Here is a 15,643-nt window from a genome sequence, read left to right as displayed (position 1 = left end):
CGGTCTCAGGCCGAGGCGTTCCAGCGCAGCATGGGCTGCTGCGGCAGCGTCTCGACCAGATAGTCCACCAGGGCACGCACCTTGGTCGGCACGTACTGGCGGTCGCGAAAGCAGGCGAAGAAATCCAGCGTGGTGTCATCGAAGTGCAGCTGCCCCTTGCGCGCAGGGCCCAGGGCCAGCGGTTGCAGCAGCCCTTCGCGCATGTACCGGTGGGCGATGAAGCTGCCGATCCAGACGATGCCGCCACCGGCCACGGCCATTTCGGTGAGTGCATCGACATCGCTGGCGATGGCGGTCACGCGCAGCTGCGGGTCCACGCGCTTGCCGTCGCGTGAAAACGGCCAGCGCATGAAGCGGCCATCGGCCTCGCGCCGGTACAGCAGGCAGTCATGGTCGAGCAGGTCCTGCGCGGTCTGCGGCCTGCCGTGGGCCTGCAGGTAGGCCGGCGAGGCGCACAGCACGCGCGGCACGGCCGCCAGCTGGCGCACGGCCATGCCGGGCTCCAGCACATCGCGGTAGCGCACGCTGATGTCCACGTCTTCCTTGAGCACATCCACCTGCCGGTCCACCACCAGCAACTCCAGCTCCAGCCGGGGATGCCGCGCGGCAAAGGCCGGCAGCAGCGGCGCCAGCACATGGCGGCCAAAGGCGGCCATGCAGGCGATGCGCAGCCGGCCCTGCAGTTCGCCATGCAGCTGCGACAGGTCGGACTGCGCTTTTTCCAGCTCCTGCAGCACAGGGCCCACACGTGCCAGATAGCGCTCGCCGGCTTCGGTCAACGCCATGGAGCGCGTGGTGCGCGTGATCAGGCGCGTGCCCAGTTCGCGCTCCAGCCGGGCGATGTTCTGGCTGGCCGCCGCCGGAGAAATACCCAGCTGGCGCGCGGCCGAGGCGATGGAGCCGCCTTCCAGGGCTTTGACGAAGGTCTCGATGGAGCGCAGATTAGGCACAAAAACCTATGGATGAAAAATCAATTCATCAATATAGCTTACGAGTACACCAAGCTGCAGCCCTCTACACGGCGGCCCGGGCCTTGCCTACAGTTGCGCACTTGCCGCGCCGAATCGACAAGCGGCCTGACCGGATACGCCTTCATGCCCGATACCTCTGCCTCCATCGCTCCCGCAACCCCTGCGGCACCGCGCAGCCGCAAGCTGCACCGCCGCTTCGCGCCCATCGTCTTTGCCTTCTACATGTCGGCCATCATGGCGTTTCTGATGTGCTGCGCCATCGTCGGCGCCAACAGCGGCCTGGGCGCCGACTACCTGCGGCGCGTGATGCAGACCTATGTGCTGGCCATGCCCGTGGCCTTTGTCTGCGTGATGGTGGTGCGTCCGCTGGTGGGCAGGCTGGTGGCCGCCACCGTGCATCTCTGAGGCGGCCCGGCCGGCTCTTTCCAGGGGCTGGGCCGCTCAGGCCAGTGTCTGCACTGCCAAGCGCGGCAAGCCCGCCACCAGCTCGCGCCATCCCGGCAGTTCGGCCAGGCCCGGTTTGCGCTCGCCAAAGAACATGGCCATCAGATCGCCCTGCGCGTCGAAGGCCTCGACCGAGGTGACCACGCCATCGGCCGTGGGCTTTTGCACGGCCCAGACGCTGGCGATCATGTCGCAGCGCAGATGCAGGTTGAAGCCGGGGTCCAGCACATTGATCCATTGCGCGCCGCCGGGCGTGCCCATGGGCTGGATGTTGTGCACGGGGCCGGTATGGATCTGGATGCAGCCGCCGCTGTCCACGAAGACCATGATGGGCAGGTCGTCCACCGCCGCATCGCCCAGCAACTGGGCCACGGACTCGGGTGCCAGCCGCGCGCAATGGCCGGGGACCAGACGGAAGGCTTGCTGGCGCTCCACGCCGAACCGGCGCAGCAGGTCGAAGAATTCATGCGTGTCCTGAAGGGCATCCCAGGCGGCGCTCAGGCCGTGCACGTCGATGACCTTGTCGGACTGCGGCAGCGCTCTGGGCCGGGCATGGCGAAACAGGTAGCCCGCGCTGGGCTCGGCAAAGCGCCGTACCAGCGCATCCCACGCTGCCATGTCGGTGGACTCGCGCGCATGGACCTTGTGCACGGCGCGGCCATGGGCATTGAAGAACTGCAGGCTGTGCGTGGCCGGCCTTCCAGCCTGGGCGGGCTGCTCGGTCACGGCATAGCCGGCATGCCATTGGGCAAAGAACAGGCGCAGGTCGATCTCGCGGCCCAGCGCCAATCCCACGCCGCCGCTGGCCGAGAGCTTCTGGTACACGCCCGTCTTCTCATGCACCGTGGACTCATTGCGCGTGAGCGCCATCACGGTGCCGCAGTCCTGCAGCGCGCGCAGCACCTGCAGCCACTGCGCGCGCAGCGGCACGACCTGCAGGCCGCCGTCATGCAGGCCCGCGTGGGCGCCGATGGCGGCGCCTTCGGGCAGGCCCATGGATTCGGCGGCCTCCTTGGCACGCAGGCCGCTCTGGCGTGCCTGGGCAAAGCGCTGGCGCACGTCGGGCGCATTGACGGGAATCAGCAGGTCATCGCAGGCTGCGGCGGCGGTGGTGATCATTGCAGGGTCTCCAAAGGGGCATGCCAGAGCGCGTGGGCAACGGAGGGATGGCGGGTCTCGGCCGCCGCCTCGGCCCGGGGTGCGCGCTGCGCGGCGCTGGCCTCGGAGACCGCCTGCCAGCGCCGCTGCAGGCGTTGCAGCAAGGCCCGCATGTCCGGCGAAAAGCTGCTGTCGCCGGACAGGCCCTGCAGTTGATCGGCCACCTTGCCGGCAATGGCGGGCCGGTGGGCCTCGCAGCAACCGTGGCCGAAGCCGGTCATCAGCGCCAGCGTGGCGGCCAGTTGGGCCTCGCCTTCGGCCAGCAGGTATTCCTCGTCACGGGCAAGGCTTTCACTCTCGGTACGGTGCATGGGGCTCTCCTTGCGTTGCAAAACATCGTAGGGACACGGGTCGCGGCGCCTGGCCTTCAGGCGCCGGGCTTCAGAAATCCTTGATCAGCGAGACGCGCGCATGGCGCCCCGGCTGGCTGTAGGCGTCGGCAATCGCCGTGGTGGCCAGCAGGCCGCGCACATCGGACCAGCGCCAGTACTTCCTGTCGGTCAGGTTGTAGATGCCGGCGTTCAGGCGCAGGTCGGGACGGATGCGCCATTGCGCGCTCAGGTCCAGCACCGTGGCCGAGGGGCTGAGCCAGGCCGTGCTGCCGTTGGACACGTCGCCGGCCTTCTTGCCGCTCCAGTGCGAGACGTTGAACTGCACGCCCACGACAGAGCGCTCGTAGCGCACGCCCAGCACCAGTTGCTGGGGCGAGATGGTGTCCAGCGGCTTGTCGGACTGCGTGTCCTTGCCGTCGGTGTAGCCGTAGGCCAGGCGCGTCTGCCAGTCGCCGCCGGCCCAGCGGCCCCAGTCGTAGTCGGCCTTGAGTTCGAAGCCGCTGATGCGGGCGCGGCCCACGTTGATGGACTGGTAGATGGCGGGGTTGGCCGCGTTGCCGGGCTGGCCCGCAACCAGTTGCTGGTCGACGATGAAGTCCTTGTAGCGCGCCGTGAACACGGCGGCGTCCAGGCGCAGCCTGTCCATGCGCCCGCGCAGGCCCAGCTCGAAGGTCTGGCTCTTTTCGGGCCGCAGGTCGGGATTCGGAATGTTGCGGTAGAACGCCACCGGGTTCTCGAAGAAGGCGTTGATCTGCCCGGCGTTGGGCGCCCGGAAACCTGCCGCATAGTTGCCATAGACGGACCAGACCGGGCTGGCCTGCAGCATCACGCCCAGCTTGGGCGAGAGCGCGGAGTCCGAGTTGCTGACCACGGTGGGCACAAAGCCGTTCTGCCGGGGCTTGATGCTGTAGTGCTCGGCGCGCAGGCCCGGGGTCACGCTCCAGGGGCCGTTGTGCAGTTCGGCCTGGGCGAACAGGGCGGTGGCGCTTTCGGTGGTGTCAGGGAAGCGCTTGAGCGGGAAGCTCTCGCCCACGGGCGGCGTGATGCCGTTTTGCACGTTGACCACCTTGTTGCGGAGGTAGTCCAGCCCGTACGTGAACTTGCCGCTGGCCGAGGAACTCCAGCGCAGCAGGCGGCTGGCCTGGGCGTGCAGCTGGATCGCGTCCTCGTCATAGGTCACGTCGCGCTCGCGGTAGGGCAGGCCGATGCGCGTCTCGGTGACGAATTCGCGCGCGTCGGACTTCTGGTAGCTGGCCATCAGCTGCAGTTCGTCGGCCAGCGCCGTGCCCAGCTGCTGCCACTGGCCCTGCCAGCTGGCCCGCCAGCGCTTCATGTCGGTGCGCGAGTCGGAATTGGCCACGGTGGCCGAGCGCGCGGACAGCAGGGCGTAGTCGGCGCGCTTGTCCACGTTCTCGAAGGTGAAGACATGCTTTTGCACGGCGCTGGGCGTGAAGACCAGGCGACCCATCAGCGATTCGCTGCGGTCTTTCTCGGGATTGGGCGTGGTGCGCGCCGCGCCCGTCACGTTGTTCGTGCCCATGTTCTCCAGCGCACGGGAGCGGCCCAGGCCCGCCGACAGCAGCCAGGCCCATTCCGGGCTGACTCGGCCCGCCACGGTGGCGCCCAGCTTGCGGCCGTTGTCCGAGCCGTCATAGCCGGCAGCCACGCGGCCGGCGATGCGCTTGTCCCTGCCCAGCAGATCGTCCGGCTGCACGGTCACGAAGTTGACCAGGCCGCCCATGCCGTCCGATCCATACAGCGCAGGCGTGGAGCCGCGCAGGATTTCCACGCGCTGCACCAGGCCCAGGTCCAGGTAGTCGCGGCCGAAGCTGTTGGCGCTGAAGCTGTAGCTGCGCGGCAGGCGCACGCCATCGACCAGCATGAGCACGCGGTTGCCATCCAGGCCACGGATGTTGAAGCCGCTGTTCTGGTCACGCCCGGCCGACGAGGCCGCCAGCGAGAAGCGGGCCGGGGCGCGCGGCACATCGACATTGGGCAGCAGGTTGACCATCTCGCGGATGTCGCTGGCCTGCTCGCGCTCCATGCGGCCGGCGTCGATCACGTCGATGCTCATGGGCAGGGTGTCAGGGTCCTGCACCTCGCGCGAGGCGCTGATCACCATCTCCTTGAGGGCCGGGGCACGGGTCCGTGCCCCGGACGCGGCCTGCGCCAGCAATTGCGTGTCGGCATCTCCGGCGTTTGCGGCATTTGCCGCGTCTGCGGCGGCCTGCCCCGGCCCCTGGGCCAGGGCAGCGGAGGCGCACAGCAGCGCGCAGGCGGCGGCCAGGGGATGGCGCGCCCGCCGGGCGCATGATTGCATTGCGAAGTCATAAGCCATTGCGAAGCCCTCTCTCTCTGATCAACATGGATGTGCGAGAGCTGGCTTCTGGTTGCAGCGGCTGGCGGTCGGCCCGCCAGCCGTTGGCGCGTCATGTGCTGGCTGGATGAAGAAAAATTATATGCGAATAGTTCTCATTCATTGATTTGATCTGGCGCATAGGCCCTGGCGCAATCCCTGCTGGCACACCGGGCTGCTGGACAGCCATCTGTGTGCCACCTGCGCCGGCAAGGCACGCGCCTGACAGCGCCGGAATGAAAAAAGGCCCGGATGCCGAGGCATCCGGGCCCTTTCTCACGCCTGTTCAGCTCAGTGGCGGATCAGGTGGTCGAAGGCCGACAGCGCCGCCGTGGAGCCGGCACCGGCAGCGATGATGATCTGCTTGTACGGCACGTTGGTGCAGTCGCCTGCGGCGAACACGCCAGGCACGCTGGTGTGGCCCTTGGCATCGATCACGATCTCGCCGAAGCGGGTCAGCTCCACCGTGCCCTTGAGCCAGTCGGTGTTGGGCAGCAGGCCGATCTGCACGAAGATGCCTTCCAGCGCCACGGTCTTGACCTCTTCCGTCGTGCGGTCCTTGTAGGTCAGGCCGGTAACCTTCTTGCCGTCGCCGTTGACCTCGGTGGTCTGGGCGTTGAGGATGACGGTCACATTGGGCAGGCTCTTTAGCTTCTTTTGCAGCACGGCATCGGCCTTGAGCTCGCTGGCGAACTCCAGCAGCGTCACGCTGCGCACGATGCCGGCCAGGTCGATGGCCGCTTCCACGCCCGAGTTGCCGCCGCCGATGACGGCCACATTCTTGCCCTTGAACAGCGGTCCGTCGCAGTGCGGGCAGTAGGTCACGCCCTTGGTGCGGTACTTGTCCTCGCCCGGCACGTTCATGTTGCGCCAGCGCGCGCCGGTCGAGAGGATGACGGTCTTGGCCTTGAGGCTGGCGCCCGAGGCAGTCTGCACCTCGATCAGCCCGCCTTCCGTGGCAGCCGGAATCAGTTTGGACGCCGTCTGCAGGTTCATGATGTCCACCTCGTAGTCGCGCACATGGTGCTCCATGGCGGCGGCCAGCTGAGGGCCTTCGGTCTTGGAGACCGAGATGAAGTTCTCGATGTCCACGGTGTCCAGCACCTGGCCGCCGAAGCGCTCGGCGGCAATGCCGGTGCGGATGCCCTTGCGTGCCGCATAGATGGCAGCGGCCGCGCCGGCCGGGCCGCCGCCGACGATCAGCACGTCGAAGGCGTCCTTGGCGGAAATCCTGGCCGCTTCACGCGAAGCGGCGCCGGTGTCGACCTTGGCGACGATCTCGGCCAGCTCCATGCGGCCCTGGCCGAAGCGCTCGCCGTTCACAAAGACGGTGGGCACGCCCATGACTTCGCGCTGCTCGACTTCCTTCTGGAACAGCCCGCCGTCGATGGCGGTATGGCTGATCTTGGGATTGAGCACGGACATCAGGTTCAGCGCCTGCACCACGTCCGGGCAGTTGTGGCAGGACAGCGAGTAGTAGGTCTCGAAGTGCAGCGGCACGTCGATGTTGCGCACCTGCTCCAGCAACTCGGCCGATTCCTTGGACGGATGGCCGCCGACCTGCAGCAGGGCCAGCACCAGCGAGGTGAATTCATGGCCCAGGGGGACGCCTGCGAAACGCACGCCGCTGTCCACGCCGGGATTGGTGATCAGGAAGGAGGGCTTGCGCACCTGGGCATCGTTGTGCTCGACAACGGTGATCTTGTCGCTCAGCTCGCGGATCTCCAGCAGCAGCTCCTTCAGCTCGCGCGCACCCTGGCTGTCATCCAGCGAAGCCACCAGCTCCACCGGACGCTGCAGGCGCTCCAGGTAGGCCTGCAATTGGGCTTTCAGGTTGTTGTCAAGCATGTCGGACTCCTCTGGAAATACGAAATTCTGGGAAAAAAAAACCCGGGCGCCAGGCACCCGGGCGTCTTCAACAGTTCAACTGTGAACAGGAAGCGGTGTACCGCTTAGATCTTGCCGACCAGGTCGAGCGAAGGAGCCAGGGTCTTGTCGCCTTCTTCCCACTTGGCGGGGCAGACTTCACCGGGGTGGTTGCGGACATACTGGGCAGCCTTGACCTTGCGCAGCAGGTCGACGGCGTTGCGGCCGATGCCTTCGGCGGTGATTTCCACGGCCTGGATCACGCCATCGGGGTCGACGATGAAGGTGCCGCGGTCAGCCAGGCCCTGGCCGGGACGCAGGACTTCGAAGTTGTTGCTGATTTCCCAGGTGGGATCGCCCAGCATCGTGTACTTGATCTTGCGGATGGTGTCCGACGCGTCGTGCCATGCCTTGTGCACGAAGTGGGTGTCGGTGGACACGGAGAACACTTCCACGCCCAGCTTTTGCAGTTCGTCGTAGTGGTCGGCCACGTCGCCCAGCTCGGTGGGGCACACGAAGGTGAAGTCAGCGGGGTAGAAGAAGAACACGGCCCACTTGCCCAGGACGTCCTTTTCGGTCACTTCGATGAACTTGCCATTCTTGAAGGCCTGCGTCTTGAAGGGCTTGATTTGGGTGTTGATCACGGACATTGCTGTTTCCTTTGTGGTTGGTGAGTGAACACAGGACGAAGTCTAGGCCCAGGCCATCGATTGATCCAATGAATTGATTGAATTCATCCGATTGCCAAAAACTATGTGAACATCCTTGTCTCCAGGCCTGCGGGCTTGACCAGCCCGCCACCGGCCTGAAGAGGCTATTTTGGGCCGAAATATGACAAGGCAATGCAGCAACCCCGCAGCCGCGTCAGCATGCCGGCCCGCAAACGAGAACGCGCCTCATAAGCAGCCAATGCGTGATAACAGGGGTTTGCTTGATCTGACGCAGAAACCCTAGACAATCCACCCCTATAGCGGCCGGCGATCGGCGCGGTCCCCCACGTACAACAAAGGAGTTCCCCATGCAAGGCGACGCACAAGTCATCACCTGGCTGCAAGCCCAGCTCAAGAACGAGCTGACGGCCATCAACCAGTACTTCCTGCACTACCGCATGTACAAGCACTGGGGCTTCGACAAGCTGGCCAAGAAGGAATACAAGGAGTCCATCGGCGAGATGAAGCACGCCGACTGGCTCATGGACCGCATCTTCGTGCTCGACGGCCTGCCCAACCTGCAGGACCTGGGCAAGCTGCAAGTCGGCGAGGACGTGCCCGAAGCCCTGGCTTGCGACCTGAGCAGCGAGAAAACCGCGCAGCAGACCATCAAGGACGGCATCGCCCACTGCGAAAGCGTGCGCGACTACGTCTCGCGCGACCTGCTGCAAAAGATCCTGGACGATACCGAGGAGCACATCGACTACCTCGAAACCCAGCTGGACCTGATCGACAAGGTCGGCATCCAGAACTATCTGCAGTCGCAGATGGACGAAGAGTCCTGAGCACCGGACTCAGGGGCGGCGGCACAGGCTGCGCCCCGCACGCGAAACGACGGGCCTGTGTGCCCGTTTTTTTCATCTCATGGCCCAGCTATCGGTCACTCGTCGGCATATCGCAGCGGAAACAGAAGTAGAAAGGTCGTGCCGGTCTGCGCGGCCGACTGCACCTCGATCGTGGCGTCCAGCAATTCCGCCAGCCGCTTGACGATGGACAGGCCTATCCCCTCGCCTGCGCCGCTGCGGTAGCGGGCCGCCGCGACGCCGGGCCGTGGCTCGCCCCCGGCGCGGACCTCTGCGGAGGCCGCCGACGTCAGATGGCCCGAAGGGTCCAGGTCCGTGGCGTGCTTGAGGGCGGCAACCAGGGGCGCCGCCGGCTCCATGCCGGGGCCCGTATCCCCGATGGAGAGCATCCAGCGGCGCTGGTCCTCCCCATCACCAAGGGCCCACTTCACCGTGACGCCGCCCTCCTGGGTGTACTTGAGCGCGTTGAGCACCAGGTTCTGCGCGATGCGGCGCAGTTTCAAGGCATCCCCCTCCACCGGCATCGTCCCCGGCCCCTGCAGGTGCAGGTACAGGCCGCGCTCGTTGGCCAGGGCCTGCAGTCCCTCGCACAGATGGGTGATCACCTGGGCTGCGTCAAAGGAGGTCAGCTGGCGATGCTCGCGCCCGGCGTGCAGCTTGGCCAGCTCCGTCACGTCATCCAGCAGATGTCGCAGCGACTGGACGTTGCGGTCCAGCATGCGCAGGAGTTTCTCGCGCGACTGCGCCGGCGCATGCTGCATGCCCAGGCCATGCGTCACATTGGCCACCACGCCGACGTTGCTGCGCAGGTCATGCGCAACCTGCTCCCACAGTTGCGAGCGCTGCAGGTCCAGCGCGCTCAGGTCATGCAGCGCCGCTTCCAGGTCCCGGACATGGCCCTCGGCCTCCTGCTGCTGCAGGCGGAAATACTGGGTGCTGCTGTCCTGAACGTCGCGGGTATAGGTGGCGGCCCAGGCCTTGCGCGCAACGGGCATGGCGACGTGCGCATCAGGGCGCCCCTGGGCATAGTCCTCCAGCTGCGCCACCATGACTTCGTTGAGCAGCCCCAGCTCGCGCACGACTTCATGCAGGTCATAGCCCTGCTGCCAGCGGTGCAGGCCGTGGGCGGCGGCCTGCTCGCCATCGCCCGGCGGCTCGGCGGTGTCTGCCGGTGCACCGCCCAGGGTCCGCAGTTGCTGCTCGAACGCGGCCAGCACGGCCGGGATGTGATCGTTCAGCTGGGTTCGGGGAAGCGCCTCACCAGCGGTCAGCGCCGGGTCCCGCCTGACGGCCTTGCGCCATGTCTGCAAGAGTCCTTCGCGCTGCGCCTCTAGGGCGTCTGCCAGTATGCAGAGTTCATTTCCTTGGCTTGTCATGGATCGGCATCCGGGCGGTCTGTAGATAGGGAAAAAATGCGCTGCGCCGATGATGGTAAGGCCAAAAACCCGGCCGATCAGGCACGGGCTGGCGTGCCTACAGGCCGGTGGGAAAGTGCACGCCCGCGCGCTGGGCCGCCTGCACGATGTGGGTGGCCATGGCCTGCTGGGCCAGTTCGGGATGGCCGCGGGACAGGGCATCGATGATGGCCGCATGCTCCTCGGTGGTCGCATGCCGTGCGCCCCGCTTGTAGAACGGCAGGCGCTGGCTTTCCTGCATGACCTCGCCGCTGCCGCGCAGCACGTCGGCGATGGCATGGTTGCCCGAGATGGTGGCGATCTGCAGGTGGAACTCGAAATCCAGTCGCGTGGCCTGCACGAAATCGGCCCGCTCTATGCTCTGCTGCATGGCCTGCAGATTGGCCTGCAGGGCCTGCACATCCTCAGGCTGCACCACCAGGGCCGCCAGGCGCGCCACAAAGCCCTCCAGCGCGTAGCGCAGCTGATAGACATCGGTGAGTGCATGCGAGTCGGCAAAGCGCCAGGCGTCTGCGGCCGCAGCCTCGGGCGCCTCGGTCACGTACATGCCCTTGCCAGGCCGGGCCACGACCAGGCCCAGCCCCTGCAGCGTGGACAGCGCCTCGCGCAGCGAGGTGCGGCTGATGCCCAACTGCTCCGACAGGTCGCGCTGCGAAGGCAGGAGCGAGCCCACCGGATACACGCCGCCCTCGATCCACTCGCGGATCACGCGGGCGGCATTGCCGGCAACGGCGGTGCTGGCAGGGTTGCCGGCGGGTGTGCTGATGGCGGTGCTGGGTTCCATGCGTTGGCGGATCTCTGGCCCGGGGGCGGTGCGCCGATCTTAGCGACTGCGCGCCTCGCCCGCCGGTTCACGCGCCCTGTCCGGCGCTACTTGTTGACCAGTTTGGCGGGCACGGTATAGGTCAGGAAGGCCCCGAACAGCAGCACGCCGGCCAGCACGAACATGGCCGCATTGGTGCTCTGCGTCGCATCCTTGATGAGGCCGATCATGTAGGGGCTGATGAAGCCGGCCAGGTTGGCGAAGGAGTTGATCAGCGCAATGCCGGCCGCCGCGCCTGCGCTGGACAGGATGGCCGTGGGCAGGCTCCAGAACAGCGGAGAGGTCGCCAGGCTGCCGCCCGCGGCCAGCGCCAGGGCGGCCAGCGACAGGTAGACGTTGCCGCTGAAGATGGCCGACAGCATCAGGCCCGCCGCGCCCACGCAGAACGGAACGATCAGGTGCCAGCGGCGCTCGCGCATGCGGTCCGAGCTGCGGCTGACCAGGTTCATGGACACCACGGCCACCGAAAACGGCACGGCCGTCAGCAGGCCGATCTGGAAGGCACCCTCCACGCCCGACTGGCGGATCAGGCTGGGCAGCCAGAACGTGAGCCCGTACTGGCCCATGACGGTGCAAAAGCAGATCATGGCCATCTTGATGATGCGCGGGTCGGAAAACAGTGCGCGCAGCGTGACGTGGCTGTCGCTCTTGCTGGCGTTCTCGCGGGCGATGTTGCGCTCCAGCAGGGTCTTTTCCGCCTCGGTCAGCCAGCGCGCTGCGCGGATGCTGTTGTCCAGGTACCAGAGCACGGCCAGGCCCAGGATCAGCGAGGGAATGGCCTCGATCAGGAACAGCCATTGCCAGCCGCGCAGCCCCGCCACGCACTGCATCAGGTCCATGATGCCGCCCGACAGCGGTCCGCCCAGGATGCCCGAGACCGGGATCGCGCACATGAACAGCGCCACCATGCGGGCGCGCCGGTACGAGGGAAACCAGTAGGTCATGTACAGGATCATGCCGGGGTAGAAACCGGCCTCGGCCGCGCCCAGCAGGAAGCGCAGCACGTAAAACTGCGTGGGCGTGGTCACGAACATCATGGCCGCCGAGATCAGGCTCCACATGATCATGATCCGCGAGATGGTGGCCTTGGCGCCTATGCGGTGCATCAGCATGTTGCTGGGCACCTCGAAGAAGAAATAGCCGATGAAGAACAGCCCCGCGCCCAGGCCGTACATGGCCTCGCTGAACTGCAGGTCGGCCAGCATGTGCAGCTTGGCAAAGCCCACGTTCACCCGGTCCAGATAGGCCGCCACGTAGCAGGCCATGATGAAGGGCAGCAGGCGCCAGGCCACCTTGCGGTAGACGGCTGCCTCGGCCGGCGTTTCGCTGGACAGCGCCGGGGCCGCGCCGGCGGCCTCGGCGGATGCGGGAAGTGATGACATCAGGAAGTCCTTGGTTGAAGGGTTGCGATCAACTGGTATGACCGGTCTGAAAATACGGAGCGAATGTTGCCCTTCCCGCCGGCCAATGCACACTCGCATTTACCCGAACCACCACAAATGACGCGCAGGACACAGGCTGGCGTCACTCAGGTTTGACAAAATCCCCAGGCAACGGCAAACTGGTAATACCAGTATGAAAACAAGAGGCAATACTTCGTGAGTACCTTGTCAGAAGCCCGCCCCGCCCGCCTTCGCCTGCGCGCCCAACCGCTGACCGCCGAAGCCTTTGCCGAGTTTGGCGAGGTCATCGACAGTGCCGGCCACACGCCGCTGCTGATCAATGACGGCATGACCGAGCGCTACCATGCCCTGGCCCGCGTGGACACGGGCGGCAGCGAGGGCCATGCGCTGATCAACCTGTTCCACGCCCGCCCCTATGCGCTGCCCCTGCAGCTGACGAGCATGGAGCGCCATCCCCTGGGCAGCCAGGCCTTCATGCCGCTGGACGCCCAGCCCTTCATCGTGGTGGTTGCGCCCCTGGGCGAGCAGGTGGCGCCCGGCGACCTGCGCGCCTTCATCACCAACGGACGCCAGGGCGTGAACTACCGCCGCGGCGTCTGGCACCACTCGCTGATTGCCCTGAACGCGCCCGCGCGCTTCATCGTGGTGGACCGGGGAGGCCCTGGCGACAACTGCGACGTGGTACCCATCGGCGATGCCGAAGGCGTTGTGCTGGAGCTGGACAGCGCGCAGGACTGAATGGCCCTGCCCCAATGAACAAAGCCGCCCGAGGGCGGCTTTGTTCATTGGGCGACGGCGGCTCAGGCAGGCACCAGGAAGTCGCGGCTGATGCCCTGACCCAGGTCGTGCACGCGATCCAGGAACTGCGTGAGATAGGCGTGCAGGCCCGTGGCCAGGATTTCGTCGATGCGCGCATAGCGCAGGTCAGCCAGCAGGCGGCCCGCCTTGCGCTGGGTCTCGCGCGACTGGTCGTTGGCCACGCTTTCCAGGTTGGCCACCACTTCCAGCATGCTGGCCAGCAGCGAGCGCGGCATGTCGCTGCGCAGCATCAGCAGCTCGGCCACGCGCTCGGGCGTGATCACGTCGCGGTAGACCTTGCGGTAGACCTCGAAGGCCGAGACGCTGCGCAGCAGCGCGCTCCAGTGGTAGAAGTCGAAGGGCGTGGCCCCTTTGCCCGACGCTCCGTTGCGCGCGCTGCCATGGTAGTCGCGCTCGATGGCGTGGAATTTCACGTCCAGCAGGCGCGCCGTGTTGTCGGCGCGCTCGATGAAGGTGCCCAGGCGCAGGAAGTGGAAGGCCTCGTCCTGCAGCATGGTGCCCAGTGTCACGCCGCGCGACAGGTGCGAGCGGTGCTTGACCCATTCGAAGAACTGGCCCGGATCGCGCTCCCAGTCCCCCTCGGCCAGCAGGCGCTTGAGTTCCAGCCAGGTCTGGTTCTGGGTCTCCCAGGCCTCGGTGGTCAGCGCGCCGCGCACGGCACGCGCATTCTCCCGCGCAGCGCGCAGGCAGGAGGCGATGGACGAGGAGTTGCTCTCGTCGCGCACCATGAAGTGCAGCACGGCCTCTCGCTGCACCTCGCCGTGGCGGGAGGCATAGGCGGGGATCAGCTCGCTGATGGACAGCACGCCCTGCCAGGCCTTGCGCGCCGCCTGAGGCGCCTGGGGCAGCATGGAAGTGTCATAGGAGACGTTGAGCATGCGGGCAGTGTTCTCCGCACGCTCCGTGTAGCGGGACATCCAGTACAGATGATCGGCAGTACGGCTGAGCATTCAATGTCCTCCCTCGTTTGACTCACCGGCCCCGAGCACCCAGGTGTCCTTGGTGCCGCCGCCCTGTGATGAATTGACCACCAGCGAGCCTTCCTTGAGCGCCACGCGCGTGAGGCCGCCGGCCACCATGCGTACCTGATTGCCGCTGAGCACGAAGGGACGCAGGTCGATATGCCTTGGCGCGATGCCCTGCTCCACCAGGGTGGGGCAGGTGGACAGCGCCAGCGTGGGCTGCGCGATGTAGCCGCCGGGATTGGCAATGAGCGCGCGGCGGAAATCCTCTATCTCGCCGCGCGAGGCGGCAGGCCCGATCAGCATGCCGTAGCCACCGGCGCCGTGGACTTCCTTGACCACCAGCTCATCCAGGTGGTCGAGCACGTAGCGCAGGTCGTCGGGCTTGCGGCACAGCCAGGTCGGCACGTTCTGCAGAATGGGTTCCTCGCCCAGGTAGAAGCGGATCATCTCCGGCACATAGGGATAGACCGATTTGTCGTCGGCCACCCCCGTGCCCGCCGCATTGCAGATGCTGACGTTGCCCGCGCGGTAGGCGCGCATGAGGCCGGGGCAGCCCAGCGTGGAGGTGGGACGGAAGACTTCGGGGTCCAGAAAATCATCGTCCACGCGCCGGTAGATCACGTCCACGCGCTGCAGGCCGCGCGTGGTGCGCATGTAGACCACGTCCTTGTCCACCACCAGGTCCTGGCCCTCGACCAGCTCCACGCCCATCTGCTGGGCCAGGAAGGCGTGCTCGAAGTAGGCGCTGTTGTACATGCCGGGCGTGAGCACCACCACCGTGGGCTCGGGCGTGCCGGCCGGAGCGCTGGCGCGCAGCGTCTCCAGCAGCATGTCGGGATAGTGGGCCACGGGCTCCACGGGATGACGGGAGAACAGGTCGGGGAACAGCCGCATCATCATGCGGCGGTTCTCCAGCATGTAAGACACGCCCGAAGGCACGCGCAGGTTGTCCTCCAGCACGTAGTACACGCCCTCGCCCTGGGCATTGGCGGCACGCACGATGTCGATGCCGGCGATGTGGGCGTAGATGCCGCCCTGCACGGCAAGGCCCCGCATCTCGGGGCGGTACTGGCTGTTGTTCAGCACCAGCTCGCGCGGCAGCAGGCCCGCGCGCAGGATTTCCTGGTCGTGGTAGACGTCGTGCAGAAAGCGGTTGAGCGCCGTCACGCGCTGCACCAGGCCTGCCTGCATGCGCTCCCATTCATGGGACGGGATGACGCGCGGAATCAGGTCGAAGGGAATGAGGCGCTCGGTGCCGGCGCCACTTTCATCCTTGTCGCCGTAGACGGCGAACGTGATGCCTACGCGCCGGAAGATGATCTCGGCCTCGGCGCTGCGCGCTCGCAGCGTCTGTTCGGACTGGCGCGCAAGCCATTGCGCATAGTCCTTGTAGTGCAGGCGCACATCGCTGCCGTCGAACGGCGTCATCGTGTACATCTCGTCAAATGGATGCATTCGTCACCTCCTGTCGCTGCATGTGTACGAGGTAAAGCAAGCTGCGGGCCAGCCCTCGTATCGCACCAGTGTAGCGATAGGTAACCTCAATCCGGACAAGCGGTATCCAGCATATGCCGGCTG

At 66.3% G+C, this 15,643-nt stretch carries 14 protein-coding genes; 3 read left to right on the top strand and 11 right to left on the bottom strand.

What is annotated here, in order from left to right; all coding sequences use genetic code 11:
- Nucleotides 1-5 precede the first annotated feature (5 nt).
- Complete coding sequence (locus PO605_RS12650) at nucleotides 6-950, bottom strand: LysR family transcriptional regulator (RefSeq protein ID WP_047475398.1); 945 nt, start codon at nucleotides 948-950, stop codon at nucleotides 6-8.
- 144 nt (nucleotides 951-1,094) lie between these two features.
- Between PO605_RS12650 and PO605_RS12645 the strand changes: the two genes are divergently transcribed.
- Nucleotides 1,095-1,376 (top strand): DUF2798 domain-containing protein, encoded by a 282-nt coding sequence (locus PO605_RS12645; RefSeq protein WP_016447604.1) that lies wholly within the window; start codon nucleotides 1,095-1,097, stop codon nucleotides 1,374-1,376.
- A gap of 36 nt (nucleotides 1,377-1,412) precedes the next feature.
- On the opposite strand, the gene PO605_RS12640 is transcribed toward PO605_RS12645, so the two are convergent.
- The 5 genes from PO605_RS12640 to ahpC all read right to left on the bottom strand — a co-directional run bounded on the left by PO605_RS12640 (nucleotide 1,413) and on the right by ahpC (nucleotide 7,777).
- Complete coding sequence (locus PO605_RS12640) at nucleotides 1,413-2,534, bottom strand: hemin-degrading factor (RefSeq protein WP_047475400.1); 1,122 nt, start codon at nucleotides 2,532-2,534, stop codon at nucleotides 1,413-1,415.
- Nucleotides 2,531-2,884 carry a hypothetical protein gene (locus tag PO605_RS12635; protein WP_016447606.1) on the bottom strand — a complete coding sequence of 118 codons (354 nt, stop codon included), beginning with the start codon at nucleotides 2,882-2,884 and terminating at the stop codon, nucleotides 2,531-2,533. Before PO605_RS12635 ends, PO605_RS12640 begins: the two co-directional genes overlap by 4 nt.
- A 70-nt stretch (nucleotides 2,885-2,954) precedes the next feature.
- Complete coding sequence (locus PO605_RS12630; protein ID WP_334313804.1) at nucleotides 2,955-5,243, bottom strand: TonB-dependent hemoglobin/transferrin/lactoferrin family receptor; 2,289 nt, start codon at nucleotides 5,241-5,243, stop codon at nucleotides 2,955-2,957.
- Nucleotides 5,244-5,552: 309 nt separating this feature from the next.
- Nucleotides 5,553-7,109 (bottom strand): alkyl hydroperoxide reductase subunit F, encoded by a 1,557-nt coding sequence (gene ahpF / locus PO605_RS12625; RefSeq protein ID WP_047470073.1) that lies wholly within the window; start codon nucleotides 7,107-7,109, stop codon nucleotides 5,553-5,555.
- Between the two features lie 104 nt (nucleotides 7,110-7,213).
- Nucleotides 7,214-7,777, bottom strand: coding sequence for an alkyl hydroperoxide reductase subunit C (ahpC, locus tag PO605_RS12620; RefSeq protein WP_016447610.1), 564 nt, complete (start codon nucleotides 7,775-7,777; stop codon nucleotides 7,214-7,216).
- Nucleotides 7,778-8,145: 368 nt separating this feature from the next.
- Here ahpC and bfr point away from each other — a divergent pair, with 368 nt between their 5' ends.
- A complete protein-coding gene (bfr, locus tag PO605_RS12615; RefSeq protein ID WP_016447611.1) occupies nucleotides 8,146-8,622 on the top strand; it encodes a bacterioferritin in 477 nt (158 codons plus the stop codon).
- A gap of 95 nt (nucleotides 8,623-8,717) precedes the next feature.
- On the opposite strand, the gene PO605_RS12610 is transcribed toward bfr, so the two are convergent.
- From PO605_RS12610 to PO605_RS12600, 3 genes are all read right to left on the bottom strand, one after another.
- Nucleotides 8,718-10,016 carry a sensor histidine kinase gene (locus PO605_RS12610; RefSeq protein WP_070080937.1) on the bottom strand — a complete coding sequence of 433 codons (1,299 nt, stop codon included), beginning with the start codon at nucleotides 10,014-10,016 and terminating at the stop codon, nucleotides 8,718-8,720.
- A 97-nt stretch (nucleotides 10,017-10,113) separates the two neighbouring features.
- Entirely contained in the window at nucleotides 10,114-10,839 is a 726-nt protein-coding gene (locus PO605_RS12605; protein ID WP_016447613.1) for a FadR/GntR family transcriptional regulator, read from the bottom strand.
- A gap of 86 nt (nucleotides 10,840-10,925) precedes the next feature.
- The gene (locus tag PO605_RS12600) at nucleotides 10,926-12,260 is read right to left on the bottom strand and encodes an MFS transporter (protein ID WP_272206531.1); all 1,335 of its coding nucleotides are present in this window, start codon (nucleotides 12,258-12,260) and stop codon (nucleotides 10,926-10,928) included.
- 216 nt (nucleotides 12,261-12,476) lie between these two features.
- On the opposite strand from PO605_RS12600, the gene PO605_RS12595 reads away from it, so the two are divergent.
- Nucleotides 12,477-13,019 (top strand): ureidoglycolate lyase, encoded by a 543-nt coding sequence (locus PO605_RS12595; RefSeq protein ID WP_052195882.1) that lies wholly within the window; start codon nucleotides 12,477-12,479, stop codon nucleotides 13,017-13,019.
- 62 nt (nucleotides 13,020-13,081) lie between these two features.
- Here PO605_RS12595 and PO605_RS12590 read toward each other — a convergent pair whose 3' ends face one another.
- Both PO605_RS12590 and PO605_RS12585 read right to left on the bottom strand, forming a co-directional pair.
- Nucleotides 13,082-14,050, bottom strand: a complete 969-nt coding sequence (locus PO605_RS12590; RefSeq protein ID WP_016447616.1) for an alpha-E domain-containing protein — start codon at nucleotides 14,048-14,050, stop codon at nucleotides 13,082-13,084.
- Nucleotides 14,051-15,520 (bottom strand): circularly permuted type 2 ATP-grasp protein, encoded by a 1,470-nt coding sequence (locus tag PO605_RS12585; protein ID WP_016447617.1) that lies wholly within the window; start codon nucleotides 15,518-15,520, stop codon nucleotides 14,051-14,053.
- Nucleotides 15,521-15,643 lie beyond the last annotated feature (123 nt).

This window comes from Delftia sp. DT-2, from assembly GCF_028401915.1.
Lineage (GTDB): Bacteria > Pseudomonadota > Gammaproteobacteria > Burkholderiales > Burkholderiaceae_C > Comamonas > Comamonas tsuruhatensis.
This window is presented reverse-complemented; position numbering and strand designations above follow the sequence as displayed.